The 15,755-nt window shown below is 73.8% G+C and carries 12 protein-coding genes; 5 read left to right on the top strand and 7 right to left on the bottom strand.

What is annotated here, in order from left to right; translation table 11 throughout:
• Window positions 1-387: 387 nt before the first annotated feature.
• Window positions 388-1,809 (bottom strand): HAMP domain-containing sensor histidine kinase, encoded by a 1,422-nt coding sequence (locus VGP36_11825; GenBank protein HEV7655403.1) that lies wholly within the window; start codon window positions 1,807-1,809, stop codon window positions 388-390.
• On the bottom strand, window positions 1,802-2,491 hold the full coding sequence (locus VGP36_11820; GenBank protein ID HEV7655402.1) for a response regulator transcription factor: 690 nt from the start codon (window positions 2,489-2,491) through the stop codon (window positions 1,802-1,804). Before VGP36_11820 ends, VGP36_11825 begins: the two co-directional genes overlap by 8 nt.
• A 155-nt stretch (window positions 2,492-2,646) precedes the next feature.
• On the opposite strand from VGP36_11820, the gene ftsH reads away from it, so the two are divergent.
• The 4 genes from ftsH to VGP36_11800 are packed head-to-tail and all read left to right on the top strand — an operon-like array spanning window position 2,647 to window position 7,710.
• Entirely contained in the window at window positions 2,647-4,752 is a 2,106-nt protein-coding gene (gene ftsH / locus VGP36_11815; protein ID HEV7655401.1) for an ATP-dependent zinc metalloprotease FtsH, read from the top strand.
• 54 nt (window positions 4,753-4,806) lie between these two features.
• Window positions 4,807-5,892 (top strand): hypothetical protein, encoded by a 1,086-nt coding sequence (locus VGP36_11810; GenBank protein ID HEV7655400.1) that lies wholly within the window; start codon window positions 4,807-4,809, stop codon window positions 5,890-5,892.
• Complete coding sequence (locus VGP36_11805; protein ID HEV7655399.1) at window positions 5,889-6,872, top strand: ABC transporter ATP-binding protein; 984 nt, start codon at window positions 5,889-5,891, stop codon at window positions 6,870-6,872. The genes VGP36_11810 and VGP36_11805 overlap by 4 nt, the downstream gene beginning before the upstream one ends.
• Window positions 6,859-7,710 carry an ABC transporter permease gene (locus VGP36_11800; protein HEV7655398.1) on the top strand — a complete coding sequence of 284 codons (852 nt, stop codon included), beginning with the start codon at window positions 6,859-6,861 and terminating at the stop codon, window positions 7,708-7,710. Before VGP36_11805 ends, VGP36_11800 begins: the two co-directional genes overlap by 14 nt.
• 4 nt (window positions 7,711-7,714) lie before the next feature.
• On the opposite strand, the gene VGP36_11795 is transcribed toward VGP36_11800, so the two are convergent.
• The 3 genes from VGP36_11795 to VGP36_11785 all read right to left on the bottom strand — a co-directional run bounded on the left by VGP36_11795 (window position 7,715) and on the right by VGP36_11785 (window position 9,861).
• Window positions 7,715-7,963: a DUF2630 family protein gene (locus VGP36_11795; GenBank protein HEV7655397.1), complete on the bottom strand. Its 249-nt coding sequence runs from the start codon at window positions 7,961-7,963 to the stop codon at window positions 7,715-7,717.
• Complete coding sequence (locus VGP36_11790) at window positions 7,960-9,456, bottom strand: MFS transporter (protein ID HEV7655396.1); 1,497 nt, start codon at window positions 9,454-9,456, stop codon at window positions 7,960-7,962. The genes VGP36_11795 and VGP36_11790 overlap by 4 nt, the downstream gene beginning before the upstream one ends.
• A gap of 108 nt (window positions 9,457-9,564) precedes the next feature.
• Entirely contained in the window at window positions 9,565-9,861 is a 297-nt protein-coding gene (locus VGP36_11785) for a hypothetical protein (protein HEV7655395.1), read from the bottom strand.
• Window positions 9,862-10,006: 145 nt separating this feature from the next.
• Between VGP36_11785 and VGP36_11780 the strand changes: the two genes are divergently transcribed.
• Window positions 10,007-11,536, top strand: coding sequence for a M1 family metallopeptidase (locus tag VGP36_11780; GenBank protein HEV7655394.1), 1,530 nt, complete (start codon window positions 10,007-10,009; stop codon window positions 11,534-11,536).
• 81 nt (window positions 11,537-11,617) lie between these two features.
• Here VGP36_11780 and VGP36_11775 read toward each other — a convergent pair whose 3' ends face one another.
• Entirely contained in the window at window positions 11,618-14,563 is a 2,946-nt protein-coding gene (locus VGP36_11775; protein ID HEV7655393.1) for an AAA family ATPase, read from the bottom strand.
• A 747-nt stretch (window positions 14,564-15,310) separates the two neighbouring features.
• Window positions 15,311-15,463: a hypothetical protein gene (locus VGP36_11770; protein HEV7655392.1), complete on the bottom strand. Its 153-nt coding sequence runs from the start codon at window positions 15,461-15,463 to the stop codon at window positions 15,311-15,313.
• Window positions 15,464-15,755: the final 292 nt, after the last annotated feature.

The following is a 15,755-nucleotide window of genomic DNA, read 5'->3' as shown; positions in this document are numbered from 1 at the left end:
ACCCCCTGGAAGGTGAAGCGGAGCGAGCACGTGTGGGTTCTTGTATGCGGCCTGCGGAGGGGAGCCCGCTCCGGTAGCCGCGCTGCAGAACGTCAGCACACTCATGAGTGGCTTTCGGTCAGCACCACGGCCAAGGCGGGGAGCACCCCTCCGCCAGGCCGCCCCCCGATCCCGGCCCCGGACCTGACTCCCGTTTCACATTCCCGGGGTTGTAGGGGCGGGACGCCCATGCCGGGGTCCAGGGGCGGCGCCCTGACGGGGTCGAGAGGGGCAGAGCCCCCGGAAAGCCCGAACCAGAACAAGAGAGAACAACCCAAGCCGGAAACGCAGACGCCCCCTGCAGGGCGGAGCCCCCGAAATCCACAACCAACCGAGAAAGAAGGAGCATCAGCGAGAAGCAGGAAAGTGCACAGTGACGACAAGCCCAGGCCCCGCATCGGAGAGACTCACGTTCCCCCCATGAGCGGTGACCAACTCGCGAACGATGGCAAGACCGAGCCCGGCCCCACCAGAATCCCGACCCCGGTCGGAATCAAGCCGGGTGAACCGATCGAAGACGCGCTCACGATCAGCGGCAGGAATCCCGGGCCCGTCGTCGGTGACGGTGAGCGTCCCGGGCCCGGCGCTCACCCGGACCGACGAACGCGCGTGCCGGACCGCGTTGTCGACCAGGTTGACGAGCACCCGCCGGACGGCGCCCCCCTCGGCCGAGACCACGCAGTCGGTCTCGCACGGTGACAACGTGACCGGCACGCGCGCGGCCGAGTAGCGGGAGACCACGTCGCCCGCCAGCGCTTGCAGGTCGACCGCGGAGCGAGCCCGCCGCGGCGCCTCGTCCAGCCGCGCCAGCAGCAGCAGATCGTCGACCAGTCGCCCGAGCCGTTCGACGTCGAGCAGCACGTCCCCGGCGAGCTCACCGGCCGGCGTCCCGGCGTCCACCGCCGCCGCCACCTCCAGCTGCGTCCGCGCGCTCGCCAGCGGTGAGCGCAACTCGTGCGCGGCGTCCGAGACGAACGCACGCTGCCGGGCCCCGGCCGCATCCAGCCGGGCCAGCATGTCGTTGAGCGTCTCGGCCAGCCGGCGGATCTCGTCCTGTGCCGCGGGCACCGGCAACCGGCCCGACCCGGACAGCCCGGCCGCCCCCCGCCGCAGCGCCTCCACCGGCCGTAACGCCCGCCCGGTCACCCACCACATCGCGAACGCCACCACCGCCAGCAGCAGCGGCGCCCCGATCGCCAGCCCGACCAGCAGCACCTTGGCCCCGGACCGGGCCCCGCCGAAGTCGACCGCGACCACCACGGTCTGCCGGTCACCCGCCGGCCCGGCCGGCACCCCGACCACCCGCAGCGGCCCGGACAGCCCCAGCCGGGAGCCGGGCACGACCAGCCGCCGCCCGGCCCGTACGGACGCGACCTCGGCCGGGCGCAGCACCGGGACCAGCTGGTCGGTGCCGGTGGACGCGGCCCGGACCCGGCCCTGCGCGTCGACGACCTGGATCGCCGCGGTGCCCTCGCCGCCCTGCGGCACCGGGTTGGGCAGGCTGCGGGCGTCGACCAGCGCGGCGACCTCGCGGGCGCTCTGCAGTGCGCCCGAGTCGACCGCGGCCTGCAGGGTCCGGGAGCCGGTGACGACCAGCAGCACCGCGCCGGCCACGATCCCGACCCCGAGCAGGACGGTCGCGACGATCGTGAGCCGGGCACGCAGCGACCAACCGGGCCACCGGGGAGCGCTCCCGGTCTTCGTGCTCGGGGTACCCGGCGGGGAGACCGACGGGGCCGGCGCCGCGACGCGGAGGGAGGACCTAACCACCGTCGGCGGCGAGCCGGTATCCGGCGCCGCGCACGGTCTGGACCGCCCGGCGCCCGAACGGAACGTCGATCTTGCGGCGCAGGTAGCCGACGTACACCTCGACGACGTTGAGGTCGCCCTCGTGGTGCGGGTCCCAGACGTTGCGCAGGATGTCGATCTTGGGCACGACCTCGCCGGCCCGGCGCAGCAGGTATTCCAGCAGCGAGAACTCCCGCGGCGTCAGCTCGATCTCGGTGTCACCGCGGGTGACCTGGTGTTTCGCCGGGTCCAGGGCCAGATCGCCGGCGGCCAGCACGGCCGGGCGGGGCGGGGCGCCGCGGCGCAGCAGCGCCCGCAGCCGGGCCACCAGCACCACGTACGAGAACGGCTTGGTCAGGTAGTCGTCCGCGCCGACGTCGAGCCCGTCGGCCTCGTCGTACTCGCCGTCCTTGGCCGAGAGCATGAGCACCGGCACCCAGTTGCCCTCGGCCCGCAGCCGCTCGCAGACCCGGTAGCCGGACAGCCCGGGCAGCATGATGTCCAGGATGATCGCCGCGTACCCACCCTCGTTGGCGCCCTCGCGGGCCCGGTGCAGGCCCGAGACCCCGTCGTGGGCGATGTCGACGGTGAAGCCCTCCGCCTGCAGCCCACGCTTGAGCGCCGCGGCCAGCCGAACCTCGTCCTCGACCACCAGCAGTCGCACCGCGCACCTCCCCGGACCCGGGCACCTTCCCTCAGCATGGCTGTGAGTGGGCTGAGTATCTGCCCTGGGTCCTGGTGAGATGGTCCTCCGGCGGGCACACCGGCGCGGTCGGCGACGTTGGGCAGCATGTACGGCGACGAAGGGGACTGGTGGGCGTGGCGGAACGAGCGAACGAACCTGGCGAGAAGGCGATCGCCGGGCGGGCGACGGAAGCGCCGCCGCGCCCGGCCGGGCCGCCGCGGCAGAACGACCGGCCGGCCAACCAGCCCGGTGACCGGCAGCCCTGGAAGGTCGAGGGCGCGGCCGGTGGCAGCGGTGGTCCGCCGAGCCCGGGCAAGCCGAACTGGGGAAAGGTCCTCCGCCGGACCTGGTGGCTGATCGCCCTGGCCCTGGTCGTGAACTGGATCATCGCCTCGACGTTGATGGGCACATCCCGGACGACGGTGTCGTACACGTTCTTCCGGGAGCAGGTCCAGGCCGGGAACGTCACCGAGGTCACCTCGACCGGCGACACGATCGAGGGCGACTTCCGCAACGCCGCGAAGTACCCGCCGGACGACGGCGACGCCAAGGACGTCACCGCGTTCACGACCGAGCGGCCGTCCTTCGGCGACGACGGGCTGACACAGCTGCTGCTGGACAACAACGTCACGGTCAACGCCAAGCCGGCCGACTCGGTGTCGGTGTTGCAGCAGATCCTGGTCGGCTTCGGCCCGACCCTGCTGTTCATCGGCCTGCTGATCTGGTTCATGCGGCGGGCCGCGGCCGGTGGCGGGCTCGGCGGCCTGGGCGGGATCGGCCGATCAAAGGCCAAGCTGTACGAGCCGGAGGACGGTCCACGCACGACGTTCGCCGACGTGGCCGGGATCGACGAGGTCAAGGCCGAGCTGGCCGAGATCGTCGACTTCCTGCGCCACCCGGAGAAGTACCGCGCGCTGGGCGCGGCCATCCCCAAGGGCGTGCTGCTGTCCGGCGAGCCCGGCACCGGTAAGACGCTGCTGGCCCGCGCGGTCGCCGGCGAGGCCAACGTGCCGTTCTTCCACATGTCGGCGTCCGAGTTCATCGAGATGATCGTCGGCGTCGGCGCGTCCCGGGTCCGCGACCTGTTCGACACGGCGAAGAAGGCCGCCCCGGCGATCATCTTCATCGACGAGCTGGACGCGATCGGCCGGGCCCGCGGCGGTGGCAACATCGGCGGCGTCGACGAGCGCGAGCAGACGCTCAACCAGATCCTCACCGAGATGGACGGCTTCACCGGCACCGAGGGCGTGGTCGTGCTGGCCGCGACCAACCGGCCGGACGTGCTGGACGCGGCGCTGCTGCGCCCGGGCCGGTTCGACCGCCGCGTCGCGGTCAGCCCGCCGGACCAGGACGGCCGTCGGATGATCCTCGAGGTGCACACCCGCAAGGTGCCGCTCGGCCCGGACGTCGACCTGGCCGCGCTGGCCGCGACCACACCCGGCATGGTCGGCGCGGACCTGCGCAACCTCATCAACGAGGGCGCGCTGACGGCCGCCCGCCGGGGCCACACCCAGGTGCTGATGGGCGACCTGACCGACGCGCTGGAGAAGGTCGTGCTCGGCACCCCGCGCAAGATCATGCTCACCGACGAGGAGCGCCGGCGTACGGCGCACCACGAGGGCGGCCACGCGTTGCTGGGCATGCTCACGCCCGGCGCCGACCCGGTCCGGAAGGTCTCGATCATCCCGCGCGGGCACGCGCTCGGCGTCACCTTCCAGAGCCCCGACGCGGATCAGTACGCGTACTCGGAGGTCTACCTGCGCGGCCGGATCGTCGGCGCGCTCGGGGGCATGGCCGCCGAGGAGGTCGTGTACGGCACGACCTCGACCGGGGCCGAGTCCGACCTGGACCAGGTCAGCCGGATCGCCCGCCAGATGGTCGGCCGCTGGGGCATGTCCCCGAAGGTCGGGCCGATCGCGGTGCTGCCGGCCGAGGGCTCCCAGCAGCCGTTCTTCGGCGACTCCAACGGGCCGTCCCAGGCGACCCGGGAGCTGGTCGACGAGGAGGTCCGCCGGATCGTGGACGAGTGCTACGTCCGGGCCGTACAGGTACTGCGGGACAACCGGCAGCGGCTGGAGGCGCTGGCCGACGCGCTGCTGGCCACCGAGACGCTGGACGCCGACGCGGCGTACGACGCCGCCGGCGTGCCCCGGACCGCCCGGCCGGACTTCCGGCCGGACCGGCCCGAGACGGCGGCCCAGGTGCCGGCCCTTCGGGACGCCCAGCAGGCAGGTAGCTGAGCCTGCGATGTGCCTCTCAGGCTGCTCACAGTGCTCCGGACGGAGGATCGTCGCATGACAGCACCGACCCGTTTGCGCGCCCTTCGCTGGGGCGTCCCGGTCGTCGCCGCGGCGGCCGTCACCGTCGTCGCCACCGGGGTGTTCACCGCCCAGGCGGCGCCGTCCCTGCCCGCCAGGACCGCCGGCCAGCTGCTGGTCGACCTGCAGGGGGCGAAGGTCGACGGGCTGTCCGGCACGGTCGTGCAGGACTCCGAGCTCGGCCTGCCGGAGCTGCCGCAGGCCGCCTCAGGGGGCGGCGGCGCGTCGCTGACCTCGCTGCTGACCGGCTCGCACACGCTGCGCGTCTGGTACGCGGGACAGGACAAGCAGCGGGTCGCGCTGCTGGACTCGCTCGGCGAGACCGACGTGATCCACAACGGTACGAACGCCTGGATGTGGTCGAGCGAGTTGAACACGGCCACCCACTACACGGTCCCGGCCGGCAAGGCCGGCAAGGACCAGGCCGACCGGCTGCCGGCCGGGGTGACCCCGCAGCAGGCCGCCGACATGGCGTTGAAGGCGCTCGACCCGACGACCAAGGTGAGCACCGACTCGACCCTCTCCGTCGCCGGCCGCAGCGCGTACGAGCTGGTGCTGGCGCCGAAGGACAGCCGGTCGCTGGTCGGCTCGGTCCGGCTCGCGGTCGACTCGAAGACCTCGGTGCCGCTGCGGGTGCAGGTGTTCCCGAAGAACAGCGGCAACGGGCCGGCGTTCTCGGTCGGCTTCACCTCGGTGAGCTTCGACGTGCCGGGGGCCTCGCAGTTCGCGTTCAACCCGCCGCCGGGGGCGAAGGTCAGCCAGGGCACGCTGCCGGCCGCGCACGAGCGTCCGTCCGCGGGTGAGGTGGCCCAGGCCAAGCAGGGCGTGAAGACCGTCGGCAGCGGCTGGACCACGGTCGCGGTGCTGCCGGTGGGCTCGCCCGCGAACGACCAGAACGGCGCGCTCACGACGTTCCTCGCCCAGCTGCCGCGGGAGAGCGGGAGCTGGGGCAGCGGCAGGCTGCTGCAGTCCGCGCTGGTCTCGGCGCTGCTCACCGACGACGGCCGGCTGGTCGTCGGGATGGTCCCGCCCGAGCTGCTGTACACCGCGGCTGGACAGTGACGACCGAGACACTGCCCGACCGGGCGACCGCGATCCCGCCCGAGCCGGGCGGGACCGCGGTCAGCACCGCCGGTCTGACCAAGCGCTTCCGCGGTGGCCAGCTGGCCGTCGCGGGCATCGACCTGGTCGTCCCGCACGGCAGCGTCTACGGCTTCCTCGGCCCGAACGGGTCGGGCAAGACCACCACGATCAGGATGCTGCTCGGACTGGTCGCCCCGACCTCGGGCAGCCACACCTTGCTCGGCCGGGCGATGCCGGGGGCCGCGGCAGCGGTGCTGCCCCGGGTCGGCGCGCTGGTCGAGGGGCCGGCGTTCCACCCGTACCTGTCCGGGCGGGCCAACCTGGCCCGGGTCGACGCGGCCGACCGGCTGGCCGACCCGGCTACCGCAGCTCGGCGGATCGACGCCGCGCTGAACCGGGTCGGGCTGACCGCGGCGGCGAAGAAGCGCTACCGGGCGTACTCGTTGGGCATGCGGCAGCGGCTCGGCATCGCCGCCGCGCTGCTGCAGCCGCGTGAGCTGCTGGTGCTGGACGAGCCGACGAACGGGCTCGACCCGCAGGGCACCCGCGAGGTCCGGACGCTGATCCAGGAGCTGGCCGCCGACGACGTCACCGTGCTGGTCTCCTCCCACCTGCTCTCCGAGGTCGAGCAGGTCTGTACGCACGTCGGCGTCATGCACGTCGGCAAGCTGGTCGCGCAGGGCACGATCGGCGAGCTGCGCCGCACCCAGCAGCCGCGGGTGACCGTGGAGACCACCGACCCGGCGGCCGCCGCCCGGACGCTGACCGAGCTCGGGCTGACCGGCGTGGACGCCGACGGCCGCCGGGTCGCGGCCGCGCTCGGCGACTCCGAGCCGGAGAAGGTGCTGTCCGCGCTGGTGCACGCCGGCGTGCCGGTCCGGCAGTTCACGGTCGACGCGGCCGGCCTCGAGGACGTGTTCGTCGCGCTGACCGGGGAGGGCTTCGATGTCAGCGGTTGAGGCGCCGGTCCGGGCCCGGCCGATCAGCACCCGGTTCTTCCGGTCCGAGCTGAGCATGGTGTTCCGGCGCCGGCGCAACCAGGCGCTGCTGGCGGTGCTGGCCGGCATCCCGATCGTCATCGCGATCGCGATCAAGGTGACCGCCCCGGTCGACGACGGCAAGGGCGGCCCGCCGTTCCTGTTCTCGATCACCGGGAACGGGATCTTCGTCGCGCTGACCTCGCTGACCGTCGTACTGCCGCTGTTCCTGCCGCTGGCCGTGGCGGTCGTGTCCGGCGAGTCGGTGGCCGGCGAGGCCTCCCTCGGCACCCTGCGCTACCTGCTGGTGGTCCCGGTCTCCCGGACCCGCCTACTCACCGTCAAGTACGGCGCGGCCCTGGTCTACTGCCTCGCCGCCGCCCTGCTGGTCGGCGTCGTCGGCACGGTGATGGGCGCGATCCTGTTCCCGGTCGGGCCGGTCACGCTGCTGTCCGGCCTGCAGGTGTCGTACGGGAGCGGCCTGGCCCGGCTCCTGCTGGTCGCGCTCTACATCGCGGCGATGATGGCCGGGCTGGCCGCGATCGGGCTGTTCGTGTCCACGCTGACCGAGTCGCCGATCGCGGCGATGGCCACGACCGCGGTGCTGGCCGTGCTGAGCCAGGTCCTCAACCAGGTGCCGCAGCTGGACTGGCTGGCGCCCTGGCTGTTCAGCCACTACTGGCTGAACTACGGCGACCTGCTGCGAACGCCGGTGGCGACCACGGGCGTGATCAACGGCCTGCTCGCCACCGGCGCGTACATCCTCGTGTTCGGCTCGCTGGCCTGGTCCCGGATGACGACCAAGGACGTCTCCAGCTAGGCGCCTACTGCAGGTAGGTCTCGACCTCACCGGGCTCGCGCTCGGCGGCGTTGTCCGGGTCGTCGCCGAACTCGGCCTTGGCCCGGCGCTGCCGCAGCAGGTCCCAGGCCCGGTCGAGCTCGACCTCCAGCTGGGTCATCCGCTCCCGCTCGGCGTCGGTGAGGCCCTCGCCGCTGCGGTGCTTGGACCGCAGCTGGTGCTCCTCGGCGACCAGCTCGTCGATGTGACCCAGGATCGAACGTTCGCTCGTCATCGTGTCCTCTGTGCTCGGGCGGGATTGATCGTCTCCAGGTGCGGCCCGTCGACCGGGCAGGAGAAGCAGTGCGCGGTGTCCGGCTCGGACGACCGGTCGTGGTTGGAGATGCCGATCGCGGACAGTAGCCCACCGACGACCAGCATCCCCACGCCGATGAGCACGGCCATGTGGAAGCCGTGCTCGAACGCGGCGGGGTTGCGGTAGACGTCGCCGGTCAGCCCGGCCACCGGCGGGAGCAGGGCGACCGCGAGCAGCCCGGCCGTCCGGGCGACGGCGTTGTTGACCCCGGACGCGGCCCCGGCGTGCTGCCCGGGCGCGGCCGCCAGCACGGTCGCGGTCAGCGGCGCGACCAGCGTGGTCAGGCCCAGGCCGAAGAGGACCACGGCCGGCAGCACGTCGGCCACGTAGCTCGACCCCGGGCCGATCCGGAGCATGAGCAGCAGGCCGGCCGCGGCGATCAACGGCCCGGCGGTCATCTGCAGCCGCGGCCCGATCCGGGCCGCCAGCGCGCCGGACCGGGACGACAGCGCGAGCATGAACAGCGTCAGCGGCAGCAGCGAGGTGCCGGCCGCCAGCGGGCTGAAGCCGACCACGACCTGCAGGTGCAGCACGAGCAGGAACAGCACCGCGCCGAGCGCACCGTAGACCAGGAACGTCACGATGTTCGTCACCGTGAACTGGCGGGACGCGAAGAGGCCCGGTGGGACGAGCGGGTGCTTGCTGGTCCGTTCCACCACCACGAACCCGACCAGTGCCAGCACGCCGATCGCACCGGCCGCGACGACGAGCGGGTCGGCGCCGCGCTCCCCACCCGCGATCGAGGCGTACGTCAGCCCGGCCAGCCCGAGCGCGCCCAGCAGCGTCCCCGGCAGGTCCAGCCGCTTGCTCGAGGTCGGGTCCACCGACTCCGGCACATGCCTCGCGGCGACCAGCACGACGAGCACCGCGAACGGCAGGTTGACCAGGAACACCAGCCGCCAGGACCAGGCCTCGATCAGCCAGCCGCCGAGGAACGGCCCGGCCGCCCCGGCGATGCCGCCGAGCCCGGACCAGGCCCCGATCGCCCGCGACCGGTCCTCCGCCGCGAACGAGGCCGAGATGATCGCGAGGCTGCCCGGGGTGAGCAGCGCGCCACCGATGCCCTGCAGCACCCGCGCCGCGACCAGCATCTCGACGTTCTGGGCCAGCCCGCACAGGGCCGACGCCAGCGCGAACCAGATCGTGCCGATGATGAAGATCCGGCGCCGGCCGAGCCGGTCGGCCAGCGAGCCGCCGAGCAGGATGAAGCTGGCCAGCGTGAGCGTGTAGCCGTTGATCGTCCACTGCAGGTCGCCCAGGTCCGCGTTCAGGTCGCCGCCGATGCTCGGCAGCGCGACGTTGACCACGGTCGCGTCGAGCATCGCGAGGCCGGAGCCGAGGACGGTCGCGAGCACGACCCACCGGCCGGCCGGTTCGCCGAAGCGGACCTGTTCCGAGGCCGGCGCCGTCATCCGGTTCCGCTTCCGCACGCAGCAACGCCCACCAGGGGATCCTTACCCCGGGCGGGCGTTGCGGCAAGCGACGGGTCAGTGGCGCGGCCCGCCCTCAGGCGTACGCGGTCAGCGGCGGGCGAGCCGCGCGATGATCGCGCCGACGATCAGGTACACGATCGCCGCGATGCCCCAGTTGATGAGGATGTCCTGGCGCGGGTTCGACCGCGGGAACAGGTCTGCGAAGGGCTTGGCGAAGAACGCGCCGATCTGGTGGATGAAGTGCACGACATCGTTGTTCGGGTTCGCCTTGATGAGCACCAGAACGATACCGATGATGATGATGGCGGCAATCACGCCGGCGATCGTCTGAATCACGCCGCCCGGCGATCGGTACCGAGTGCGGGTAACCACGGTGAAAAGCACCTCCTGATGCCTCGGACCCCCGCGGTCGTCGTTGTCGGTTACAGGTGTTCCCGATATCGCCTGTCGCCCAAACGCGGCCCCTTCGTTACCGAAAAGCACACAGCCAGCACCTAGCGTCAGCGGCTCCCGACCACTAGGAGGGCCCATGAGTCGCTTCCGCCTCGCCGTCGCGGCCGGATCACTCGCCGCCTTGACCGCCGGTGTCCTCGCCGGGCTGGCGCCACCGGCGTCGGCCGCACCGCCCCGGCCGGTCCCGGGCGCCCCCGGCATCGGCGATCCGCTCTTCCCCGGCCTCGGCAACGGCGGGTACGACGCCACCCACTACGGCATCGACCTCACCTACCACGCCGACACCAGGCTCGTGGACGCGGTGACGACCATGCAGGCCCGGGCCGACCAGGCGCTGACCCGGTTCGACCTGGACTTCGACGGCAACACGGTCCGGTCGGTCCGGTTCGACGGGCAGACGGTCGCCTTCACCCGCGAGGGCTCCGAGCTCATCATCACGCCGCGGCACGCGCTGCGGGCCGGGCAACGCTTCACGGTCACGGTGGCGTACGCGGCCGATCCGCGCGGGCCGCACGACTGCCCGACACCGCCGCCGCTGGTCGGCTCGGCCTGGTTCCCCAGCGACGACGGCTTCGTCATCGCCGGCCAGCCGAATTGCGCGCACACGGTCTTCCCCTCCAACGACCACCCCCGGGACAAGGCCGCGTACGACTTCCGCCTGACCGTGCCGGACGACCTGACCGCGGTCGCGAACGGCGCGCTGCTGCGGAAGGCCAGGCACGGCGCGACCACGACCTGGACGTACCGGGAGACGGCGCCGATGGCGACCGAGCTGGTGCAGATGGCGATCGGGCACTACACGGTGCTCAGCCGGCCGGGCCCGGGCGGCGTGCTGCTGCGCGACGTCGTGCCCACCGCGGAGGCCGGTCCGGTCGGCGCGATCCTGCGCAACGAGGCGTCGCACCTGAAGTTCATGACCGACCGGGTCGGCCCGTACCCGTTCCGGGAGTACGGCGTGCTGGCCGCGCCGCTGGAATTCGGTTTCGCCCTGGAGACGCAGACGCTCTCGCTCTTCCCCGATTTCGCGTTCCAGCCCGGTGTCCCGGCCTCGAACATCGAGCCGGTCCAGGTGCACGAGCTGGCCCACCAGTGGTTCGGGGACGACGTGTCGCCGGAGAAATGGGCCGACGTCTGGCTGAACGAGGGCCACGCGACCTGGTATGAGGGGACGTTCGCGGACGCCAAGGGATACGCGTCGTTCGAGCAGCGGATGCGGGAGGACTACGCGCTCGGTGACCAGTACCGCAGCGTGTTCGGCCCGGTCGCCTCGCCGCCGGCGGACAACCTCTTCAACAACAACGTGTACGAGGGCGGCGCGCTCACCCTCTACGCGCTGCGGCAGCGGATCGGGACGGCCGCGTTCAACCGGCTGGAGCGGGCCTGGGTGCAGAAGTACGCCGGCACCACCGCCGGCACGCCCGACTTCATCGCGCTGGCCTCGAAGATCTCCGGGCACGACCAGACCGCGTTCCTGACCGACTGGCTGTTCGGGACGAAGACCCCGCCGATGCCGGGGCACCCGGACTGGACCGTCGACCCGGTGCCGGCCGGTGCCGCGGCGACGCTGGCGGCCGCGCGGGTGCAGGTCCCGCTGGTCCGCCGCTGAGAGCGGGGGCGGCGCCAGGGGCTCCCGGCGCCGCCCTCACCGGGGCGCCGGCCGGATCGCCGCACGACCGGCCGGCGCCCTTCAGCCTGCTTGGACCTCGACCGGCACCAGGCCGCGGCGGGAGGCGATCGCGACCGCCTCGGTACGGCCGGAGGCGCCGAGCTTCCCCAGGATGTTCGACACGTGCACGCTCGCCGTCTTCTCCGAGATGAACAGCGTCCGCCCGATCTGCCGGTTGGTCCGGCCCCGGGCCAGCAGCGCGAGCACGTCCCGCTCCCGCGCGGTAAGCGTCGTGTCCGCCCGCACCGGCACCGGCAACCCCGCCTCCAGCCGGCCCCGCCGGGCCAGCGCCTCCAGCGCCTCCCGCAGCGGCGCCGCCTTCAGCCGCACCGCCACCCCGTACGCGTCGGCGACCTCGGCCGAGGCCTCGTCCCGCCGGTCCGCGCCGAGCAGCGCCTCGGCCAGCCGCCACCGGCAGCGGGCCTCCTCGTACGGGTAGCCGTAGCCGAACACCTCCAGCGCCGCCCGCCACTTCGCCGGGTCGGACGGGCCCTCCAGCCGGGACCACTCGGCCTCGGCCCGGGCCAGCCAGGCCCGCCCCTCCGGGCCGATCCTCCCGTGCCGCGGCCGGCCCCGCTTGGCCGTCTCCCGGGCCCGCTCGATCAGCCCCTGCCCGCGCGCGACCGTGGCGCTGTCGTCCGCGCCCCGCAGCCGCTCGCCCTCGACCCGGTCGGCCAGCGCCGCCAGCCCGAGCGCGGCCAGCCAGATGCCGCCGAGATACCACTTGTCCCAGCGCCGGGTGATGAACGCGATGGCCCGGTCGGCTGCGTCCACCGACCCGTCCAGGTCGCCCTGCCAGCGCAGCAGGTCGGCCTCGCAGCCGCCGGCCACCAGCGCGAGGCTGTCGTCCTGACCCCAGGACCCGCGCAGCTGGACGACCCGCTCGGCCGCCTCGGGCAGCCCGCGGCCGACCTCGACGTAGAGCGCGGCCGCGGCCAGCCGGGCCAGCACGGTGTCCGGCGCCGCGTCCCCGGCCAGCTCGGCCGCCTCCAGGCTGCCGTCCCAGTCGCCGATGACGTACCGGGCGATGACCTGCAGGACCCGCGTCTCCAACCCGTACGCGGAGAAGGTCAGGCCGGTCGCGCTGGCCCGGGACACGGCGGCGTCGATGTTGCGCAGCGCGGTGCCGACGTCGCCGGCGTAGTAGTGGCTGGCGCCCAGGTTGTAGTGGACGCGCATCTCGACCGAGAGGTCGCCCGCCTCGCGGGCCCGGTCGCGGGCCTCGACCAGCCGGGCCTGCGACTCGGCCGAGTCGCCCGCGCTCTCGGCCACCAGCGCCAGGCTGGCCAGCGCGTCCGCCTCGGCCTCGGTCAACCCGAGCGTGCGGGCGCCGGCCAGCGCCTCCTCGGCCCAGCCCCTGGCCTCCGGCTCCTTGTCCAGGTTGATCGAGGACCGGGCCCGGGTCGCGGCGGCCCAGATCCGGACCGGGGTCGGCGGCTCGGCCGGGACCATGTCCAGCGCCTCGCCGGTGGCCTCGTACGCCTCCTCGGGCCGGTCGGCGCTGAGCAGGTGCAGCGCGAGCACCTCCCGGGCGGCCGCGGCGCGCTCGCCCCGCGGGTCCAGCCGGTCGGCCAGGTCGCGCGCGTCGCTCGCCAGCGCGACCGCCCGGCCGGTCTCTCCCGCCCCGGCCGCGGCCTGGGACGCGCCCAGCTGCAGCGAGACCAGGTCGGACCCGGCCCGCTCCGCGGCGTCGGGCACCGCGTCCCAGAGCTGCAGGGCCCGCTCCAGCTGGCGCAGCGCCTCGACCGGCGCGTGCAGAGCCATCGCCTCGGTCGCCGCCTGCACCGACGCGGACAGCGCCCGGGGCAGGTCGTGGCTCTCCATCGAGTGGTACGCCAGCTCCGCGCTGCTGCCGGCCCCGTCGGCGAACAACGTCGCGTACGTCCCGTGCAGCCGGACCTTCTCGCCCGGCAGCAGGTCGCCGTAGACCGCCTCCTGGTGCAGGGCGTGCCGGAACTGGTAGGCCCCGCCGTCGGCGACGAGCACGTGGTGGGTGACCGCCTCCCGCAGCGCCTCCTCCAGCTCCGTGTCGTCCATCCCGGTCGCGGCCTGCAGCAGTTCGTGGCTGACCCGGCGGCCGGCCACAGAGGCGACCCGGGCCACCCGCTGGACCGCGGGCGAGAGCCGCTCCAGCCGCGCCAGCAGCACGTCGGCCAGCCCGGTCGGCAGCGCGTTGTCCGCGCCGAGGCCGGCCGCCAGCAGCTCTTCGGCGAAGTACGCGTTGCCCTCGGAGCGGGCCAGCACGTCGCGGACCAGCCGGTCGGGCACCGGCCCGTCGTTGACCGCGCGCAGGTAGTCCGACAGCTCGGCCGGCGTGAACGGCGCGAGCTCGACCCGCTCCACCGCCGGCAGCCGGACCAGCTCGCCCAGCAGCGGCCGCAGCGGATGCCGTCGATGCAGGTCGTCGGCCCGGTACGACGCGACGACCGCCAGCCGCTCCGAGCGCAGCCGGGCCAGCAGGAAGGCCAGCAGGTCGCGGGTGGACTGATCGGCCCAGTGCAGGTCCTCGATGACCAGCAGCAGCGGGGCCTTGATCTCGGCGGCGTCGCCCAGGGCGCCGGCGACCGCGTCGAACAGCTGCAGCCGGGCCGCGTCGTCGTCGCCGCCCCCGGTCGCCGGGGCCGGGCGGCCGGGCCGGGTGATGAGCCGGTCCAGCGCGGGCCGGTCGGTCAGCGCCTCGGCCAGCGGGCCGTCCGCGCCGGCCTGCTCGGCCAGCTGCCGCAGCGCCTCGGCGAAGGGCAGGTACGGCAGGCCGACGGCACCCAGGTCGACGCAGTGCCCGACGAGCACGGTCGCGCCGCCGTCCCGGGCCCGGCGGGCCAGCTCGGTCAGCAGCCGGGTCTTGCCGACCCCGGCGTCGCCGGCCAGCAGCACGGCCGCCGGGGTCCCGGTCCGGGCGCGCTCGACCGCGGCGGTCAGCCGGGCCAGCTCCGCGCCCCGGCCGACCAGCGGCTTGTCCGACCCCATCCTGGACACGCCGCCATCGTGCCACCGCACCCCGACAGAACCCGCCCCCGTTTGCCCACGGCCGAGCCGGTGCGCGTCGCTCCGCCGGCCGGGTCCGGCGGGGCGACGCGGCTCAGCGCTGGGTCAGGCGCCGTCCAGGCCGGCCGCCAGCGCGGCGACCGTCTCGTGCGATCAGACGAAGCTCGACGCCGGCCGGACGTCGAGCTCGGTCTGCAGCCGGGTCCGCAGCTCGATCGGGAGCAGCGAGTCGACGCCGGGCGGCCGCAGTGGCGTCTGCGGGTCGAGCCGCCCGTCGCCGAGCCGGCAGATCCGGCCAGCGCTCGGCGAACGCCTCCGCGGTCAGCCCGACGGCGCCGTAGTGCCCGCCGCCGCTGGTGGTCAGGGCGGTGCGGCCACGGGACGCGATGGAGGCCGGCCGGGCTGAACACCGGCTGCCCCAGGCCGGCAGACAGCACCCCAGCCCGGTGATCATGATGTCCCGAGCGCGCGACAGTGCCACAGATCCTCCGCGCAAGGCTCGGTACGGCGCCTGCCAGGCGACGTCGCCGCGGAGGTCGTCGTCACCTGGAGTAGTGGTCGTTACCGTGTGACAGTAGCTGGCTGCGCGGACGGCGCAAGGAGGGTTGGGCCTCGCGGCGGTGCGTCCCGGACGCCGAACGGCCGACGACCCGGCGTAGGTACGCCGGGTCGTCGGGGGTCGGGGATACCGGGGAGTCGGTCCTGGTGGACAGTGCCCCGGGTTCCGGTTCAGTGTGCGGTCCGGCGGCCGAAGTGCCGGCCGGTGCGCGCGGCGCGCCGCGCGGCGCGGGCCAGCCGGTAGTCGGCGGCGTCGCGGCGCAGGGCCGAACGCCGGTAGGCGACCTCGGTGTCGAGCGCGGGACCGTAGTAGAAGTTCGACATCTGGTGCTCCTCAGGTGGTTCTCTGTCTCGCTGACGAATACGAGACTCGTCCTGAGGGGGCACCCCCGGCATCGGTCGATCACGCCGTCTGCGGCCTTACTTCCTCCCGTCCCGCCCTAAGGCCCTTAGACCCCACCCTGCGACACGCCCTGACGTGGGCTTTCATCCCCTTCGCTGTCCGGACCCGCGCTGTCCGGACCCGCGCTGTCCGGACCCGCGCTGTCCGGACCCGCGCTGTCCGGACCCGCGCTGTCCGGACCCGCGCTGTCCGGACCCGCGCTGTCCGGACCCG

It is taken from the genome of Mycobacteriales bacterium, from assembly GCA_035995165.1.
Classification (GTDB): Bacteria; Actinomycetota; Actinomycetes; order Mycobacteriales; family CADCTP01; genus CADCTP01.
The sequence above is the reverse complement of the archived record's forward strand: the minus strand, read 5'-3'. Positions and strand labels throughout refer to the sequence as shown.

What these genes read in the sequence shown, in the direction of transcription:
- VGP36_11770 (HEV7655392.1), bottom strand. Translation starts at nt 15,463, where the DNA reads ATGTCGAACTTCTACTACGGTCCCGCGCTCGACACCGAGGTCGCCTAC.
- VGP36_11780 (HEV7655394.1), top strand. Translation starts at nt 10,007, where the DNA reads ATGAGTCGCTTCCGCCTCGCCGTCGCGGCCGGATCACTCGCCGCCTTG.
- VGP36_11800 (HEV7655398.1), top strand. Translation starts at nt 6,859, where the DNA reads ATGTCAGCGGTTGAGGCGCCGGTCCGGGCCCGGCCGATCAGCACCCGG.
- VGP36_11795 (HEV7655397.1), bottom strand. Translation starts at nt 7,963, where the DNA reads ATGACGAGCGAACGTTCGATCCTGGGTCACATCGACGAGCTGGTCGCC.
- VGP36_11810 (HEV7655400.1), top strand. Translation starts at nt 4,807, where the DNA reads ATGACAGCACCGACCCGTTTGCGCGCCCTTCGCTGGGGCGTCCCGGTC.
- VGP36_11775 (HEV7655393.1), bottom strand. Translation starts at nt 14,563, where the DNA reads ATGGGGTCGGACAAGCCGCTGGTCGGCCGGGGCGCGGAGCTGGCCCGG.
- VGP36_11790 (HEV7655396.1), bottom strand. Translation starts at nt 9,456, where the DNA reads ATGACGGCGCCGGCCTCGGAACAGGTCCGCTTCGGCGAACCGGCCGGC.